The sequence below is a fragment of the Limnospira fusiformis SAG 85.79 genome, assembly GCF_012516315.1.
In the GTDB taxonomy this organism is placed as follows: Bacteria; Cyanobacteriota; Cyanobacteriia; order Cyanobacteriales; family Microcoleaceae; genus Limnospira; species Limnospira fusiformis.
The window spans coordinates 5,948,429-5,964,693 of the sequence record NZ_CP051185.1; the positions used below are offsets into that span (position 1 = coordinate 5,948,429).

A 16,265-nucleotide genomic window follows, 5' to 3' on the forward strand; every position below is an offset into this window, starting at 1 on the left:
TAACTACCCGCTTTTTTAATTTCCTGATCTGTGGTTATTGTTGTTGGACTGAATAACCTTGGTCGCGCAACATTTGGACGATACCATCTTCTCCCACTAAATGACCAGCACCAACTACTACCAAATAGTTTTTATCATCTTGTAAAAAATTCTGTATTTCGGTCATCCATTTGAGGTGGCGATCGCGAAAAAGACGATTTCCCAACTCTGGATAATCTTTAAACCCAGTAATTATCAAATCTTCTAAAGTCTGTTTATCTCCCGACTTCCAAGCCTGTAGCATTTGTTGAAATGAGTCTTCTAAGGTGTCAATTTCTTGGAGGGTTTGTCTTAGCATCTCATCCTGTTGTTCCCAGGACAGACTATCAAATATCTTGAGTTGATCCCTCATGGTTTCTAAACTCATGATGGTTTTGTCTTGGGCGATCGCTTGCTCAAAAAAGTATCTGTCCACACCATAAAGCGGGTCAAAACCCAGATTTTGCAGTTGTAACGACATCAAAGACATCGACACAAACCACGGCTTAAAATTCGTAAATATTTGGATAGGATATTGCAACTTTTCCATGGTTTTTTGAACCAGATGATAAGTTTCATCACTGATTAGATCTAGCAAGGTTTTACCATCTGGCGGCGTAGCTATCTCTAGCATAATCGCTTGGCTTTCCAGACTTTCTAGGTCATTGATATTCAGTTCAAATACCACATTATCAGCCTGATTAAAAGCATCATTCATTACCTGGGGTAAAGGATAATCATCTGCACTCAAAACATGAATAGAACCCAAAAAATAAACTTGATTTTGGGGAGTTTCTACAGACCAGAGGAAGTGTTTAGACTCCGCCGCGTGTAAATGTGTCACCTGGGAAACATAAATCACCACCAACGCAGTAATTAGACCCGTGGTTACTAATTTTCCCAAAGTAGTTAAAAACAGGGACTTGATGGATTTTGGCATAATTAACAAATTAATATGATTTCATGGTTATTATAAAGGTTGGTCGGGGTATCTGGTATAATTAGGGTATTTTTATATAGGGAGTGAGACACTCCCTAGGGATTTAGGGACTATTCCTCATAAGCCGCCTCGGTAACTTTCCCACGAAAGACAAAATATTGATAAATGTTGTAAAACAACATGACCGGAATTAAAGCGCCGACAAAAATAATCATAACCACCATTGAACTGGGGTCAGCCGCAGCTTGATAAATGGTAATTGTTGGGGGGATAATATAGGGAAAAACGACCATTGCTAATCCCAAAAAAGTGAGGACAAAAATTAAAATTGTCCAGATAAATGGGGTTCTTTCTTCCTGACGGGTGATACTTCTGAGTAATAAGCCAATTAGCACTATTCCCAAAATTGGAATTAGGGAAAAGATATAAACTAGGGGTTGAGAAAATAAGCGATCGCGTGCTGATTCATAAAAAATCGGCGTTACCACAGTGATTAAAATCGCGCCAATTAAAGTAGTAATAGCCGCCAGTTTAGCCGTTTTATAGTGAGTTTTTTGTAACTCGCCTTCAGTCTTCCAAATTAGATAGGTAGACCCAATCAAAACATATCCTTGAATCAAAGTTAATGCTACTACTATAGTCGGGAAACGTAACCAATCCCAAGTGGTGCCAATAAAATGACCGTTAGCATCAACCCTAATCCCTTCCAGAACCCCACCGAGGGCGAAACCTTGACCCAAAGCCGCCAAAAAACTACCCGCCCCAAAAGCAAAATTCCAGAATAACTTATTAGTCGCTTGTTCGCGAAATTCAAAGGCTACAGCCCTAAAAATTAAGCCAAAAATCATCACGAAAATCGGCACATATAGGGCGCTAAGAATAGTGCTATAAGCCAGAGGAAATGCGCCAAATAGACTACCCCCCATCAACACTAACCAGGTTTCATTAGCATCCCAAATATTACTGAGACTGGTCATCAGGATGCTGCGGCGTTTTTCGCTAGAGGAAGTGATAGACAAAATTCCCACCCCCAAATCAAAGCCATCTAGCATCACATACAAAAACAGGAATAAAGCCAAAATTCCAAACCAGACTTGAGGGAGTAAATATTGCAAAGTTTCCATTAATTCTTCTCCGGGATGATGACTTGATGATGAGTGGGGCGATGTAGCGATCGCCCCTAATTTTCGGGTAAGATAAAACCAGAGTTAACCTTGAGTTTCTGCTGGTCTTTCGTCCGGGGAAAACTGACCGGGGCTAGTATCAAAAGCCGGGCGAACTCCACCAGGAATAGCCAACTCCAAATTCGGACCACGGCGAATAATTCGACTCCCAAAATAAATCGCCGCCACCAACAGCAAACTATAAACCACAGCGAAACCAACCAAAGTAGTTAACACATTTTCCGGGGGTAAATTAGAAGCAGCATCAACCGTGCGAATTTCATTATAAACCGTCCAAGGTTGTCGTCCTACACAACGCACAGTCCAGCCAGCCTCAACCGCAATATAACCCAGAGGTGCAGAAATAATCCAACCCCACATTAACCAACCCTGTTGAGTAATATTGTCCGCTGAAAGTTTCCCCCGTAACCACTGAATAACGGTGACCGCCATGAGTCCAGCCAGAAAGAAACCAATAGCAATCATAATCCGAAAAGAGTAGTAAATCAAACCCAATAAACGCGGTCTATCTTCTGGTTTCCACTCTTTTAAACCCAAGACAGGTTCGGATAATTCTTTTTTAAATTCGAGAATATACCCTAAACCATTCGGGATAGTAATTTCCCAATCATTTTTTTGGGTCTGGGGGTTAGGAAAAGCCAACAAACTCCAATCAGCAGACTGTCCAGCGGGGATAGTTTCCCACTGCGCCTCCATAGCGGCTAATTTAGTAGGTTGGTAGTGATAAACTTGTTCGCCACTCAAATGTCCGATATAAAGCTGCATAGGTGCGACAGCGATAGTAGCTGCGATCGCAATTTTCAGAGATTTGGAGAAAAACTGATGATGCCGTTTTTTGAGGATATACCAAGCACTAATACCACCAATCACAAATAGCGATGTTTCTAATGTTGCGAAGAACATATGCAGAAAGCTATTTAACATGAAGGGATTAAAGATAGCTTGAAAATAGTCAAGCACGATAAATTTCCCCTCCACCATTTCCACTCCCGCCGGGGTTTGTAGCCAGGAATTAGCCGACAAAATCCAAAAGGTTGAAAGATTAGCGCCAAAAGCCACAAGAATCGTGGAAACAAAGTGAATAATAGGGTTGACGCGCTCCCAACCAAACACCATAATTCCCAAAAAAGCCGCTTCTAGCATAAACGCCCAGGAAGCCTCGAAGCCAATTACACTGCCAAAAAAGTTACCAATAGCCTCTGATAAAGGAGCCCAATTCGTGCCAAATTGAAACTCCATAGGAATGCCACTAGCGACACCTATTCCGAAGTTAAGGACGTAAAATTTAGACCAAAATCTGGCATGATAATAGTAGTCTGGGTTGCGAGTTTTTAGCCATAGTCCTTCAATAATAACTAGGTAGATACCTAGCCCGGTAGTAAGAACTGGCCACAACATATGAAAGATGGCTGTCAGTGCAAATTGCATTCGGGACAGTGCCACGGTGTTGGATAGAATATCCACGCTTTTCTCTCCGTTTTAACAATGTTATCGGATTATTCCCTACTACTTGAATAGGGGACGACTAGGAATGTCTAGTTATCAATTATAGCTTGATAATTATGATTGATTATGCTGTCCTTGGCTGTAAGCAAGCCCAATTTGAGACTCTGGGAAATGCCAAAAAGGTTGCTAGTCCAGGAAAAATGAGTTTGTTAATTTTTGTTAAGGCGGTGACACCTAGGCGCTGGCTAATGTGGCTGAAAAACTGGACTGGCTGGGCTTTAGGGGGGCTATAGATTGATTTATTAGCAATTTTCAATAGTTTGGGAAAGGGTAAAATAAAAGAGGGTCGTTTTGGCAACATCTCCCGAAGCGCCCCCCAAATCATTATTGTTTACCAGGTACTCCTAATGAGTAAAAAAACGCAAGCAGAAGCTATTATTCGCAATCACGTCCTCTGGTCAATGGGAGGTGGATTAATCCCTATCCCCATAGTGGATTTTATGGCTGTTACTGCTATTCAAATGGAAATGCTACAAGAACTTGCTAAACTGTATGGAGTCAACTATTCTGTTAGTACGGGAAAAGCATTTGTTTCGGCATTAACAGGTACAACTATTGCTCGTTTGGGTTCTAGTTTCATTAAGGCAATTCCGGGTATTGGTTCGTTAATTGGTGGAACTTCAATGGCTTTGACTTCTGGGGCTTCTACCTATGCGGTGGGACAGGTTGCTATTAACCATTTTTCTAGTGGTGGGTCTCTGAATAATTTTGCGGAAGAAGAGGTTAAATGGGCTTATGACTCGGCTTTTGAAAAGGGAAAAAACTATGTTTCTGACCTGGAAAAAGACAAGGCTGATGAGGCGGCTAATATCTATCAAACTTTAGAGAAATTGGGTCAATTGAAGCAGCAAGGTGTCTTGAGTGAGGAGGAATTTCAAGCGAAAAAACAAGAACTATTATCTCGGATTTAGGGAATATTGTATCGGGGTTAATTAACTGGCTGGTTAAATAATGACGGTTTCTGAAACCCGGTTTCTGGTCATGTTTCCCCCCTATTTTTCAGCAGACGGGAGAAACTGGGTTTCTTAATTATCACGATGCACTACTATGGTCTAAAGATAGCCTAATTTTTACACTTATTTAGGAGTGCTATATAGTATGTTTTATCATATTCCTAAAGCTAAACTTACTACTTCGCCACAGGCGGTTTTAGAAATACTGAAGCAGTCTAAAGGTCTGGATCGCGCGCGCCATGAATGCACTGATTATGATGATTTACTGAAGAGAAATCGTTTGTCTGGTGAGTATTATAGGATTTTTAAAAACCAGACTAATGATATGCTGATGGGTGTGGTTAGAAATTATTTGAGGGAAATTAAGGCGGCTGATAATGGGACTATTCCCAATGATAAAGATGAGATACGGCGCGCAAAATTACAGTTATTTAATACAATTGTTGATGATATATATACCCAAATTAACAGGGTTCTGGATTTACAAAATCCTAATTATCTGGAAAGCCGAAAAGGTAGGGTTGAACAGGACATTAGGAAACTCTCGGAAAATATTAATGATGCGAAAAGAGTGTTGGTTGAGTCTCTTTCCAAAAATCTCCAAAATATCAAAAGTTTGGAACAGCAAAAAAATATGATTGAATGCAGTATTCTCAGGCTAGAGATAGAGATAGATGATAGTGAAGGCTTTTATCATCATAACTATCAACTGCAACAATTATATGCAATAAATCAAGGACGTAAACAAGGACTTAACCAGGAATTGACTAATTTACAACATCAGATAAATGTGATTAAAAAAAATTGCCAAGATTTAGACACACAGACTAATAATAAAATATATACATGGAACGAAAAAAGGCAGGATAAAATTCGGGAAAAACAGCAACTTTCGGTTAAAATTAGCGAGGAAATTCAAGAGGTTAAAAATCAGGTGATGAAGGGATTAAATGAACTACAAGAGTTAGTGCAGCAAGAAGGTTCATTGGCTGGGATGATTCCGAATAATTTACATGGCTTATTAGGGGATATAGGAATAAAATGGGGTGGTTGTTTAAGGGAATATGAGAATAGCAACCACCCTAGATAAAGTTGGGTTTAGTTGAACTTAAAGGCTTAATTTAAGCGCCGATTCCAATCTGTTTCAGCATCTACGATCGCCTGATCAACAGTTTTTCGATTTAACATGGCTGCTTGCAAATTGTTGTAAATAATGCTTTGCAATTCTTTGATGTCTTCTAGGGGGGGAATCAAAACTTGAGCGTTTGTCATCTGTTGGGCGCTAATTTTCCTGGCTTGGTCTTGGGGTGTGGCATCTGCGGGGATGTTTTGAAAGAAGGGATTTTCTAATGCTTCAATACTGGAAGGGATGACGTTTGATGCTTTAGCAAAGTTTAATTGATTAGCACTATTAGTCACAAATAAGGCAAAATTTATGGCATCTTCTGGGTGGCGAGTATTTTGGGGGATAACTAGGTTCATGACAGCCACGGAGATTTTACCAGTTTCGCCAGTAATAGCGCTAGATGGTGCGGAAACTTTGGCGATATCGGGGGCATTTTCTGCGATCGCCCTAAAGAATTGAGGTCCGGTGGTCAATAGGGCAATTTCCCCAGCTTGATACAATTCGATCGCCCTTCGATGTCCCTGAGTTAAGACTTCTCTGGGTAACAGATCCCGTTGATATAAATCAACCCAATATTGAAAGGCGGCGCGACCTTCGGGAGTATTAAAAGCAGCCCTTCTATTATTATCAACCAACTGGACCCCCATCTGAACTAAGGACTGTAAAACTTGGGCGGAGTCGGTGGGTACAAAGGAAACAAATAGGGCATATTTTCCGGTTCTCTCGCGAATAGTTTGGGCAACTGTAGCGACTTCCTCATAGGTGGTGGGGGGATTTTCCAGACCGGCTTGATTGAGTAAATTCTGATTATAAATGACAATTTGGGTAGTCAAATACCAGGGAATGCCAAAGGTGCGATTCTGACAATTATCACCGTCGCAGGTTTGGATCATATTAGCTTCCCAGATATTGGGTAAATATAGCGATCGCACTTCTTCGGATAGGTGTTCATCCAAATTTAACCAAGCATCGCGACCCGCCAACATAGAGGCAAAATCGGGGTTTAAATTCACCAGGTCGGGCGCAGTTTGGGCGGACACCGCCGCCAAGATTTTACTCTCCATAGCTGACCAAGGTACATCTACCCAGCGAATTTTGACTTCGGGGTTATCATTTTCAAAGTTAGCAATTAACTGATTAAAATAGTCATTAAACTGAGGTTGAAGCTGCATTGTCCAAAACTCCACCTCACGGCGATCGCTTTGATCAGCAGTTGGGGAGGCGCAACTAACCCCCCAAGTCAACAGCAAACCCAACAAAGCCCAACCTATAAACCGTTTCCAGGTCTTTGAACCCATATCATTTATATCAAACTAGAATAAATAACCCAGTATACACTATTATTCAGATAACCATCTGCATCCAGCCAGAGGGGGAAGGTGTCTAACCCTCCATTTCGGCTAGAGATAACCAGCCCAACTCCCAGAATCGAGATTTTCTGGAAGTTTCAAACATTTAACAGCCCTTTGGCATATACAATGCTAAATGGTAAATTTTAACAAAACCAATGAGGTCTGAAACTCTAAGTTTATGCTAACGCTAGTGATCATAAATACAGTTTGGGTAGTAGCTTCGGTGGTGTGGGTAGAATTAGTCCGAGACACCTACCACGCCCTCGCCCATGTTTGGCAACCCCTGTATCGCCTCCATTCTTGGCATCATCGGGTATTTCGTCCCGACTATAGCATTAAAAGTGAGGAGATTTATCGGAAAGCCCACTGGTATAATGATGTGCCAGAGGCGATGGTTATGTTAGTATTCAGTCTGGGGTTTTGGTTGGGTATCTATGGACTAACAGGAGATCCTCACTGGTTGACGCTGACGGGTTCAGTTTACACCCTCGGCTTTCTACTGCCTGCGATCGCTAGAGGTTCAGGAGTTCCCCACGCGGACACACTCACTGATTTAACCCACCTTCCGGGTAATTTTTCTCAGCCACCGTCGCGGTTATTGGTGAACCCATCTTATCACTGGCGACACCATTTTGATAACCAAAATGCCTACTTTTGCGGAACTCTCACGGTTTTAGATAAAATTATGGGAACAGGACTTTCTCTAAAAGGTAAAACAGTGGCGGTGACTGGCGCTTCTGGGAGTTTAGGGCGCGCGCTACTTAAACACCTCCACAACTCTGGGGCGAAGGCGATCGCTTTATCATCAACTTCCCAAACTATCACCCTCACCATTGACCAGCAAGAATTACCCCTAAAAACTATCACCTGGCAAGTAGGAGAAGAGGAACAGTTAGCGAATCTGTTAGAAACCGTAGATATCCTGATTATCAATCATGGTATTAATGTACACGGGGAACGAACCCCAGAGGCGATCGGCAAATCCTACGAAATCAATACTTTCTCCAGTTGGCGACTCTTAGAATTGTTTTTAAAAACCGTTCGCACCAACACAGATATCGCCCGCAAGGAGGTCTGGGTCAATACTTCCGAGGCAGAAGTTAGCCCCGCCTTTAGTCCTCTTTATGAACTCAGTAAACGCACTTTAGGGGATTTAGTCACATTACGCCGCCTCGACTCTCCCTGTGTGATTCGCAAGCTGATTTTAGGGCCTTTTAAAAGTAATCTTAACCCCATTGGGGTGATGTCAGCCGACTGGGTAGCGAAGCAAATTATCAAACAAGCCAAGTCCAACGTGAGAACGATTATTGTCACCATTAACCCTATAACATTTGTGGCTATCCCGATTAAAGAGTTTTTGGTTTCTAGCTATTTCAGGTTATTTAGCAAATCTCAGCATACCTAGATCCATTTTATCATCAATCCAATGAGCTATCGTAATCCCGCGCCGACAGTAGATATCATCATCGAACTTATAGATCGGCGATCGCGACCGATTGTATTAATAGAGCGAAAAAATCCCCCATTAGGCTGGGCTATTCCCGGAGGATTTGTAGACTACGGCGAGTCAGTAGAAACCGCAGCCACCAGAGAAGCCAAAGAAGAAACGGGGCTAGATGTCACCTTGATTCAACAGTTCCATGTTTACTCAGACCCTAACCGAGACCCTCGCCAACATACCCTAGCTGTGGTATTTATCGCTACGGCGAAGGGAGAACCCCAGGCGACTGATGATGCCCAAAATTTAGACATCTTTGAGCCTTGGTGCATTCCACAGAATCTATGCTTTGACCACGATCGCATTTTACAAGACTATCTGCAATTTCGCCATTTTGGACTCCGACCCAGGCTAATGTGAGTCACCCAACTACCCCCAACTCGCTTCTTGTCAGAAAAAGAAAGTAAGAGACAGAGGTGGCCAACTAATATCGAGGTAATATCCACTTACTCAGCACCGGAATTGGGTTCTAAGCCCCACTGATACTTGAGAAAGTGCTGATACATATTTTCCCTAACCAACATTTGTTCGTAAAGATTAACCAAAAACTCCTGGGCTTGTTCCCGGCTCATTTGGTTTACCTGCATTCTAAATGAGGACAGGTTGAATTGTTGTTCCAAAGATAAGCTACTAGGTTCCATGATGACGTGAACTCCTTAAAAGTGGGTTTGGGTTAATTTTCTAGGATGGCCACCCTTGTCCCGGAAATTATTACGAATTATAACAATTATTTGACAAAGTGCCTACCTTAATATACCCAAATCTTTGGATTTACCATAACAGATCTAACCCAAAAATTTGTCATCCACGATACGAGATGACTGGATAGTTGAGAAAAAACTATGGCTGTGGGGGGATAAGTGGCAATAGTTAACCGAAACTGAGAGGGTCAACATCAATGGAGAAGCGAACAGAGGGGGGGCATTTTTTAGCCAAAGCAGCCAGAGAGGGAGTGGGGGTAGTCTGACCGGGGAGGAATTTTAATAAAATCTGCCAGCGGTATTGATTAGCAACACGCATAATGGGAGCGGGTGCGGGTCCCAACAGTTCGCAAGTTCCCGGAAGCAGCTCAGAACTTAACTCAGAGGCGATACGGTGGGCGGTTTGTTCAACCTCGATCGCATCATAACCCCTTAACCGGAGTAAAATCAAGCCACCAGAGGGGGGATAATTAAGCTCTGAGCGGTGTTGTAGCTCGGTTTCCACAAAAGAATCATAAGCATGGTTTCGGACGGCTTCGACGACGGGATGTTCGGGGGTATAGGTTTGGAGAATTACCTGTCCGGGGTCGTTACCACGTCCCGCACGTCCGGCCACCTGTAGCAAAGTCTGAAAAGCACGCTCACTAGCGCGGTAGTCGGACAGGTGCAGAAGTCCATCAGCGGAGACAATACCCACCAGCCCCACAGAGTCTAAGTCTAAACCTTTGGTGAGCATTTGAGTACCAACTAATAAATCAGCCTCCCGGTTAGCAAACTGAGTTAAGAGAATTCTATGGGCATTTTTGGTGCGGGTGGTGTCACTGTCAAAGCGGATAAACCGCAATTCTGGAAAAAGGCGGGTTAATTCCTGGGCGACTCGTTGGGTCCCACTGCCAAAATGTTTAAAATAGGGAGAGCCACACTGGGGACAGCGTTCGGGGTAGGATTGGGAATGGTTGCAGTAGTGACAGCGTAGGTATGGGATAGCTTCGGCGTGAATGTGGTGATAGGAGAGAGAAACATCACAACGGGGACATTCCATGACGTAGCCACAACTGCGACAGGAAACAAAGGTGCTATGTCCGCGACGGTGGATGAATAAAATGCCCTGTTGATTATTGTCTCGCAAAGAGGCGATCGCCAATTGTAGACTTCTACTGAAAATGGATCGATTCCCCTGCTTCAATTCCCGACGCATATCAACGACTTCTACCGGCGGCTGGGGGCGAGATAATACCCTTTCAGGTAAAGATAGATAATGAATGGATGGGTTATGATTGTGGCGATGATGCTGCCAAGTTTCCAAGGCGGGAGTGGCTGAACCCAAAATTAAGGGGCAGTTTTCCAGTTCCGCCCGCCACGCTGCCACAGTGCGAGCATGGTAGCATGGCTGCGGCTGGTCCTGTTTAAAGCTGCTGTCATGTTCTTCATCGAGAACAATTATGCCTAAATTGGGTAAAGGGGCAAAAATTGCCGATCGCGTTCCGATTACTACCTGGGGAGTACCTTGGATCATATTACGCCAGGTATCGTAGCGTTCACCTTCTGACAAACCACTATGATAGACAAACACCACCTCACCAAACCTCGCGCGAAAGCGATCGGTTAGTTGGGGAGTTAAGCCGATTTCCGGGACTAGGACTAGGGCTGATTTACCCTGGTCAATAATGGGGGCGATCGCCTGTAAATATACTTCAGTTTTGCCCGAACCTGTCACACCATGCAGCAGCAGTTGATGAAAACCAGATAACCCCAAAATTACGTCTAAGGCTTGTTGTTGGTGTTCCGTCAGAGATAAAGGCTGATCCGCTATTGTCGAAATACCCTGTTCCGTGCGTAGAATTTCGCGATCGCCAATTACTACACATCCCTTTTTCTCCAGAGTTTTGAGTAAGCTAGAACTGGTGTTGCAGGTTTGCAATAAATCAGTTACCCACATTTCCCCACCCCGCCGCCGCAAAATTTCCAGCACTTCCCGCTGACGGGTGGTTATGTCTATAAAGTCTAACTCTACCCAATCTATCACTAGGGTGATTGCTGGTCTGAGTTTAGGGCGCGGTGGTGTCGGCGGTTCGAGATAGCTTTCCACCCAACCCCGTTTGATCAGATCCTGTAGTCCCCGAGAGCCTCCCTTAATTTGTCGTTGCAAATACTGCCAGGTATAGTCTCCCGTAGCTGACTGGCGCAAAAGTTGTAAAATCCTTTGGGCTTTCGGTTGCAAAAACTCTTCAGCACCGTCTGGAATAGCATTAGTAACTAAACGAATACGTCGCTGGCTACGGCGTAGGAGTCCGGGGGGGAGGGCAGTTCGGATCGCCTTAATTAGGGGGGTTTGATAATACTGGGCGACCTGTTGTAGTAATTGCCAATAATTGGGGGGGAAAAATCCCTTGACAGTGATATCTTCTACGGGACGCACTTTGATAGAGGTAGCCTTACCCGGTTCCCTCAGATTTTCTGGCAGTTCTGATGTTAACCTAATGGCGATCGCCCCTATCTGTTGAGCGCCAAAGGGGACACTGAGAATATCCCCCGGCATAATATCTAAGTGAGGCGGCACTTGGTAGGTATAAAGTTGTTCTATATCTTCCGTGTCCTCCGTCTGGCGGAGGGTGGGTATATCCACTAAAACCTCAACCAGTTGATGGTCACCATTACCGCCCCAATTTTCTGAACCGTAAGATAGACCACCTTCAGCCAGTTTTAGGGGAAGTGGGTCGCTTTTCGGAAATAACCTGCTGGAAACAGAGGGTGATTCGATTGCCCCCCCGTACAATACCACGGAAGATTTATGCATACAACCTACCCAAAAGTTATGAGGTGCTGAGAATATCTGCGATCGCCTGATGTTCTTCTGGGGGATCACCCACAGCCTGTCGAGCATCAGTAATCAGCCAATCCAAAGCCGCCGCCTGAACATCAATCGAAGCTCCCAGCTTATCCACACAGTAGCGACCAAACACCAATTTGTCTACCAGGCGCACCCCACGCCCCAACCGAGAATACTCGAAAATCACGCTATTACTGACATAGGAGTTGCTACATATTGAGCAACTCGGACCTATCATAGTCGGACCGATAATAGTTGCACCATCTTCAATGCGGGTCATACCACCGATATAGACCGGGCCTTCAATATGGACTTTATCCCAATTCACCGCCACATTTAGCCCAGTGTAAATCCCCGGAGCCACTTCTCTACCTGGGATAGGCACATTTTTCACCTCACCCAGTAACACACTGCGAATAGCCCGCCAGTAGTCGGGAACCTTCCCAATATCTACCCATTGAAAATCCATAGTAATCCCATAAAAGGGCGCGCCTATTTCCACCAAATGGGGGAACAGTTGGCTACCAATATCATACTCGCACCCAGACGGGATGTAGTCAAATATCTCCGGCTCAAAGATATAAATCCCCGTGTTAATGCTGGTGCTGAGAGCTTCTTCTACAGATGGCTTCTCCTGAAAGGTCCTAATCCTGTCCATTTCATCCGTAACCACCACCCCATAGCTGGAAACCTCATCTTTCGGTACAGATTTCATCACCACAGTAGCGATCGCACCTTTCTGTTTATGCCATTTTACCGCCTCACTCAGGTCTAAATCAATTAAGGCATCCCCGCACAACACCACAAACGTATCATCAAAAAATGGGTTAAAGTCCTGGATTTTTTTCATTCCTCCAGCAGACCCCAAAGCCTTACCTATCAGTTGACCATCTTCGATACTCCCCTCAAATGAGTAAGAAATCTCTACCCCAAACCGCTGACCATCACGAAAATAGTTCTCAATTTCATCCGCCAAATGGCTCACATTGACCATGATTTCCTTAAAACCATGGCGACGCAGCAAATCTACCAAAAACTCCATTACTGGCTTTTGGAGAATCGGAATTAATGGTTTCGGTATGGTGTAAGTAATAGGGCGAACACGAGTCCCCTTACCAGCAGCCAAAATCATCGCTTTCATATTCACACTCTACCCTCAGCTATTCTTATTCTTTAACACTCCCCGCCTACAAAGGCTAGGCTAGGGATTCTTCGTTGATCAGCCAGCGGGAGCTTAACCCCTTGCTAAATATCTTCCCTGTTTGCTTAATGGTTTTCCGTTCTACTTAGACAATGACCTGATCCACATTTAGTCTCGGTCAGCCCTCTGGTCCCGTTCACGTAAACCTCTTGGGAGCGTGGAAGCCCCGTGTCTTTAGACCGGGGAGGAAACGCGACAGGGGGACTTTAGTCCCCGTCAATCTTTCAAGCATAGGCGTAACCATCCTTCCTGTGAATCGGTTGGCAGTATTTGTGGCTGATGCCTGCCACCCGTACCGAAGCGGTGGTAATATCAAAACTACCAGACGCACGGCAGAGAACCCGTCCTAGATATGAGCCAATTTTCTTCCCCGCTGTGACCAGTGCCGTCACCATGTCGCCAGTCTGAAAGCCTTTATGAATTTGCCTCCTGGAGCGGTGACGATTCGGGAATCCGTACTTATTCGTCCCGCACATCTGACGGGTTCCATGCCCCTTTGCTAAAATCAGCAACGGTTTTGAAGTCAGAACTTCGAGTGATTCGACTGGTCCAACACAGGCAGTATCAAGCCAGTGAGCTTTAGGTAGGTTGAGCCTCAGTCGATTGAACTTCGTTTGTCCGCCCGTTCCTGTGGTAACTGGGAGTCCTGTTGCTTTCAAAGCATTGAACAAAGCCCATCGGGTCGAGTTAACGGCTGCTGCATCTTTAAGCGGCGATTTTACCTGCCTGAGAAGACGACTCAGTACATCAGGCTGGCTCGATAAAAAATCCCGAATGTCCCCATTGCCTTTGGCTTGATTGCATGAGTGGCAAGCCATCGTCAGGTTAGAAACCCGGTCAGAGCCACCCTTAGACCGAGGGTGGATATGCTCAACTTCAAGTGGTACATTTTGAGCCCCACAGTAAGCACAGGTTCTGTCCCACTTGAACAACAGGTATTCCCTGACTTCATAGCCTTGTAATTCTCCCTGCTGATACTCAACACCTGATATCTCAGGGTTTTCCATCAATTGCAGGTCGAACCGTACTAGCTCTTGAGCAATGCGGCCAACTGGGGCAAGTCTACGAAATCGGTGAACCCAGGTCATTAGAGTATCTACTCGATGCTGCCAGCTGGGAGCTAACCAACCCTTGCTCCGAGTCCGATTCAAGAACCGAGCTGGTCGATATCGGGTCTTGCGGTTTCGTCGAGAACGTCGGAGTTGACGACGAGAGAGCAATGCTTCTTTAATCTGCTGTCCTCGGTGCTGCAACTCGGCAGCAAAGATAATATGATTCCCTTGCTTCAAGGCAATTCCAGTGACTTTAGAGCCTGGGTCTAATTTGAGTTCGAGGGGTTCAGGATTAGCGTCAACCTCCTTGTTTAGAATAATGGTGAATGGGTAGCGTCGAAATACCGATGCTTTCCCGGCTTTGAGCAGTGATCGTGCCACCCCTGGCTTGCACGGTGTCAGGGGCTTGCGGTTGGTATCTAAAACGAAAATATGGTTAGACATTGTTGCGTCTGTTCTGATTGCTCGTAACGTCTGCTATGCGCTAACGCGCACGCTGCGCGAACGCTAATGTTCAGAGTCGGTACTTTCCAAATCGCACTGTCTTAACCCCTTAGAACTGTTTAACGATTTGGTTCTAGTGCCTGGAACTAGCACGCATTCCAGGGTAGGAACTTTAACTCTTGCTCTGAACGTAGCCAGTTAAGGCTTAAGCTGGTCAGCTACCTGAAAGCGGGGGCACGAAGCCCCCGTGCTTCAGCCGGGGGTGCTGACAGACACCATTAACCATAACTTAAAGACACTTACTTTCCCCTGGTGTATGAATATTCCACTACAGCTTTTACTAGCCTATCAATATTTCCCGATTTTACCCAAAACAGATTGACCCCCTACCTTCCCGGTTCCCTTTCCTGAGTTCTTATGCACCAAACCTAGTTTGTGCCAATATATATCACCAAGGACAGTAGCCCTGTACGGGCGGGTTTACCAATTATCTCGTCCATATAGCCAATAATCGGGAATTTTAATTTTTGCCCAGATAATATTTGGGGGGACGATAGAATCAGGGCGATCGCGTCTTTTTTTGCGTATAGACACAATAACCCCTTGGGTGCGATTTCTTCAATGATACCATAAGCCCTATAATATCGTCAACTTTTTGGCAGATATTTTGGCGAAAATTGCCACAATTGTTAACAGTCTTTGAAAAATCCCATCAATTAATCTGATTAACTCTCCTGCAAAGAAGTTCCGGTGGTGTTTGCCAAAGTTAGGGCATAATGAGCGATCGCCAAACTCAAGCGAGCTTGTTCTACGGGTGAGAGTTCATGCCATTGTTGGGAACCCACTTTTGTCAATATTGATTCTAGGGCGCGATTGTCATTTCCGCGCATAGCATTAACCATAGGACGAGCGAGAACCTGCAAATCTTCCGGGTCCCACTCAGGTAAAATTTGACTAACGCAAAATACAAGCTGTTCACCAAGACTCTGGAAAGTCTTATCCTGAGCAACTGCTTTAGATATTCCCCTAAGTATATTTTCAGGAATGCGAGATAGGAGACTTACCTCGCCATTAAGTGTTAATTTATCAACTAATAATTGATACAGAGAAATCCGCGGCCACCGATTTTCTATATGTTCAAAGAAGACTTGGGATCTTTGAGTTATATCATCGTCACTGAAACAGTGTGACAGAGACAAGTTTAGATCTGCCTCCTCAAAATAGCCATAAGATTCTGTTTGTTCATGGCTCCAGGGATAGGCAGAATTTTCCGAGTCATCTAACAGTAGTGACCAGAAATCCAATGCGGTCTCATCATTGTGGCAATTAAGTTTAGTCATTGAGTAACATCCTTTGTTGACAACATAATCCAAGGTTCGGGATAGGCGGATAATGGATAATTGTTCGGGATGGTATCCCGCACCCATAGCTACAAAACTGAGAGCAGCAATTCCGCAAGT

Annotated in this window: 14 protein-coding genes; 5 read left to right on the forward strand and 9 right to left on the reverse strand. The window is 44.5% G+C overall.

Going from position 1 to position 16,265, the window contains the following annotated elements; all coding sequences use genetic code 11:
- Positions 1-34: 34 nt before the first annotated feature.
- The 3 genes from HFV01_RS27735 to HFV01_RS27745 all read right to left on the reverse strand — a co-directional run bounded on the left by HFV01_RS27735 (position 35) and on the right by HFV01_RS27745 (position 3,606).
- The gene (locus HFV01_RS27735; protein ID WP_006669436.1) at positions 35-958 is read right to left on the reverse strand and encodes a TraB/GumN family protein; all 924 of its coding nucleotides are present in this window, start codon (positions 956-958) and stop codon (positions 35-37) included.
- 110 nt (positions 959-1,068) lie between these two features.
- Entirely contained in the window at positions 1,069-2,082 is a 1,014-nt protein-coding gene (gene cydB, locus HFV01_RS27740) for a cytochrome d ubiquinol oxidase subunit II (protein ID WP_006622484.1), read from the reverse strand.
- A gap of 84 nt (positions 2,083-2,166) precedes the next feature.
- Positions 2,167-3,606, reverse strand: coding sequence for a cytochrome ubiquinol oxidase subunit I (locus HFV01_RS27745; RefSeq protein ID WP_006669435.1), 1,440 nt, complete (start codon positions 3,604-3,606; stop codon positions 2,167-2,169).
- Between the two features lie 98 nt (positions 3,607-3,704).
- Here HFV01_RS27745 and HFV01_RS27750 point away from each other — a divergent pair, with 98 nt between their 5' ends.
- The 3 genes from HFV01_RS27750 (at position 3,705) to HFV01_RS27760 (ending at position 5,691) form a co-directional block, all read left to right on the forward strand.
- Entirely contained in the window at positions 3,705-3,881 is a 177-nt protein-coding gene (locus HFV01_RS27750) for a hypothetical protein (RefSeq protein ID WP_006622487.1), read from the forward strand.
- A 114-nt stretch (positions 3,882-3,995) separates the two neighbouring features.
- Positions 3,996-4,559 carry a DUF697 domain-containing protein gene (locus tag HFV01_RS27755; protein ID WP_006669434.1) on the forward strand — a complete coding sequence of 188 codons (564 nt, stop codon included), beginning with the start codon at positions 3,996-3,998 and terminating at the stop codon, positions 4,557-4,559.
- Positions 4,560-4,746: 187 nt separating this feature from the next.
- A complete protein-coding gene (locus HFV01_RS27760) occupies positions 4,747-5,691 on the forward strand; it encodes a hypothetical protein (protein ID WP_006622489.1) in 945 nt (314 codons plus the stop codon).
- Between the two features lie 26 nt (positions 5,692-5,717).
- Here the strand turns inward: HFV01_RS27760 and HFV01_RS27765 are convergent, their stop codons facing one another.
- On the reverse strand, positions 5,718-7,025 hold the full coding sequence (locus tag HFV01_RS27765) for an ABC transporter substrate-binding protein (RefSeq protein ID WP_006622490.1): 1,308 nt from the start codon (positions 7,023-7,025) through the stop codon (positions 5,718-5,720).
- A 232-nt stretch (positions 7,026-7,257) separates the two neighbouring features.
- On the opposite strand from HFV01_RS27765, the gene HFV01_RS27770 reads away from it, so the two are divergent.
- Positions 7,258-8,484, forward strand: coding sequence for a bifunctional sterol desaturase/short chain dehydrogenase (locus HFV01_RS27770; protein ID WP_006669433.1), 1,227 nt, complete (start codon positions 7,258-7,260; stop codon positions 8,482-8,484).
- Between the two features lie 21 nt (positions 8,485-8,505).
- Positions 8,506-8,937, forward strand: coding sequence for an NUDIX domain-containing protein (locus HFV01_RS27775; RefSeq protein ID WP_193520610.1), 432 nt, complete (start codon positions 8,506-8,508; stop codon positions 8,935-8,937).
- A gap of 86 nt (positions 8,938-9,023) precedes the next feature.
- Here the strand turns inward: HFV01_RS27775 and HFV01_RS27780 are convergent, their stop codons facing one another.
- The 5 genes from HFV01_RS27780 to HFV01_RS27800 form a co-directional block, all read right to left on the reverse strand.
- A complete protein-coding gene (locus tag HFV01_RS27780; RefSeq protein WP_006622493.1) occupies positions 9,024-9,218 on the reverse strand; it encodes an NblA/ycf18 family protein in 195 nt (64 codons plus the stop codon).
- 229 nt (positions 9,219-9,447) lie between these two features.
- Entirely contained in the window at positions 9,448-12,075 is a 2,628-nt protein-coding gene (gene priA, locus HFV01_RS27785; protein WP_193520611.1) for a primosomal protein N', read from the reverse strand.
- Positions 12,076-12,091: 16 nt separating this feature from the next.
- Positions 12,092-13,249, reverse strand: a complete 1,158-nt coding sequence (locus HFV01_RS27790) for a nucleotidyltransferase family protein (protein ID WP_193520612.1) — start codon at positions 13,247-13,249, stop codon at positions 12,092-12,094.
- Positions 13,250-13,533: 284 nt separating this feature from the next.
- The gene (iscB, locus tag HFV01_RS27795) at positions 13,534-14,805 is read right to left on the reverse strand and encodes an RNA-guided endonuclease IscB (RefSeq protein WP_193520613.1); all 1,272 of its coding nucleotides are present in this window, start codon (positions 14,803-14,805) and stop codon (positions 13,534-13,536) included.
- A gap of 725 nt (positions 14,806-15,530) precedes the next feature.
- Positions 15,531-16,145 carry a hypothetical protein gene (locus HFV01_RS27800; protein ID WP_231296466.1) on the reverse strand — a complete coding sequence of 205 codons (615 nt, stop codon included), beginning with the start codon at positions 16,143-16,145 and terminating at the stop codon, positions 15,531-15,533.
- Positions 16,146-16,265 lie beyond the last annotated feature (120 nt).

What these genes read in the sequence shown, in the direction of transcription:
- HFV01_RS27735 (WP_006669436.1), bottom strand. Translation starts at nt 958, where the DNA reads ATGCCAAAATCCATCAAGTCCCTGTTTTTAACTACTTTGGGAAAATTA.
- cydB (WP_006622484.1), bottom strand. Translation starts at nt 2,082, where the DNA reads ATGGAAACTTTGCAATATTTACTCCCTCAAGTCTGGTTTGGAATTTTG.
- HFV01_RS27750 (WP_006622487.1), top strand. Translation starts at nt 3,705, where the DNA reads ATGATTGATTATGCTGTCCTTGGCTGTAAGCAAGCCCAATTTGAGACT.
- HFV01_RS27755 (WP_006669434.1), top strand. Translation starts at nt 3,996, where the DNA reads ATGAGTAAAAAAACGCAAGCAGAAGCTATTATTCGCAATCACGTCCTC.
- HFV01_RS27760 (WP_006622489.1), top strand. Translation starts at nt 4,747, where the DNA reads ATGTTTTATCATATTCCTAAAGCTAAACTTACTACTTCGCCACAGGCG.
- HFV01_RS27765 (WP_006622490.1), bottom strand. Translation starts at nt 7,025, where the DNA reads ATGGGTTCAAAGACCTGGAAACGGTTTATAGGTTGGGCTTTGTTGGGT.
- HFV01_RS27770 (WP_006669433.1), top strand. Translation starts at nt 7,258, where the DNA reads ATGCTAACGCTAGTGATCATAAATACAGTTTGGGTAGTAGCTTCGGTG.
- HFV01_RS27775 (WP_193520610.1), top strand. Translation starts at nt 8,506, where the DNA reads ATGAGCTATCGTAATCCCGCGCCGACAGTAGATATCATCATCGAACTT.
- HFV01_RS27780 (WP_006622493.1), bottom strand. Translation starts at nt 9,218, where the DNA reads ATGGAACCTAGTAGCTTATCTTTGGAACAACAATTCAACCTGTCCTCA.
- priA (WP_193520611.1), bottom strand. Translation starts at nt 12,075, where the DNA reads ATGCATAAATCTTCCGTGGTATTGTACGGGGGGGCAATCGAATCACCC.
- HFV01_RS27790 (WP_193520612.1), bottom strand. Translation starts at nt 13,249, where the DNA reads ATGAAAGCGATGATTTTGGCTGCTGGTAAGGGGACTCGTGTTCGCCCT.
- iscB (WP_193520613.1), bottom strand. Translation starts at nt 14,805, where the DNA reads ATGTCTAACCATATTTTCGTTTTAGATACCAACCGCAAGCCCCTGACA.
- HFV01_RS27800 (WP_231296466.1), bottom strand. Translation starts at nt 16,145, where the DNA reads ATGACTAAACTTAATTGCCACAATGATGAGACCGCATTGGATTTCTGG.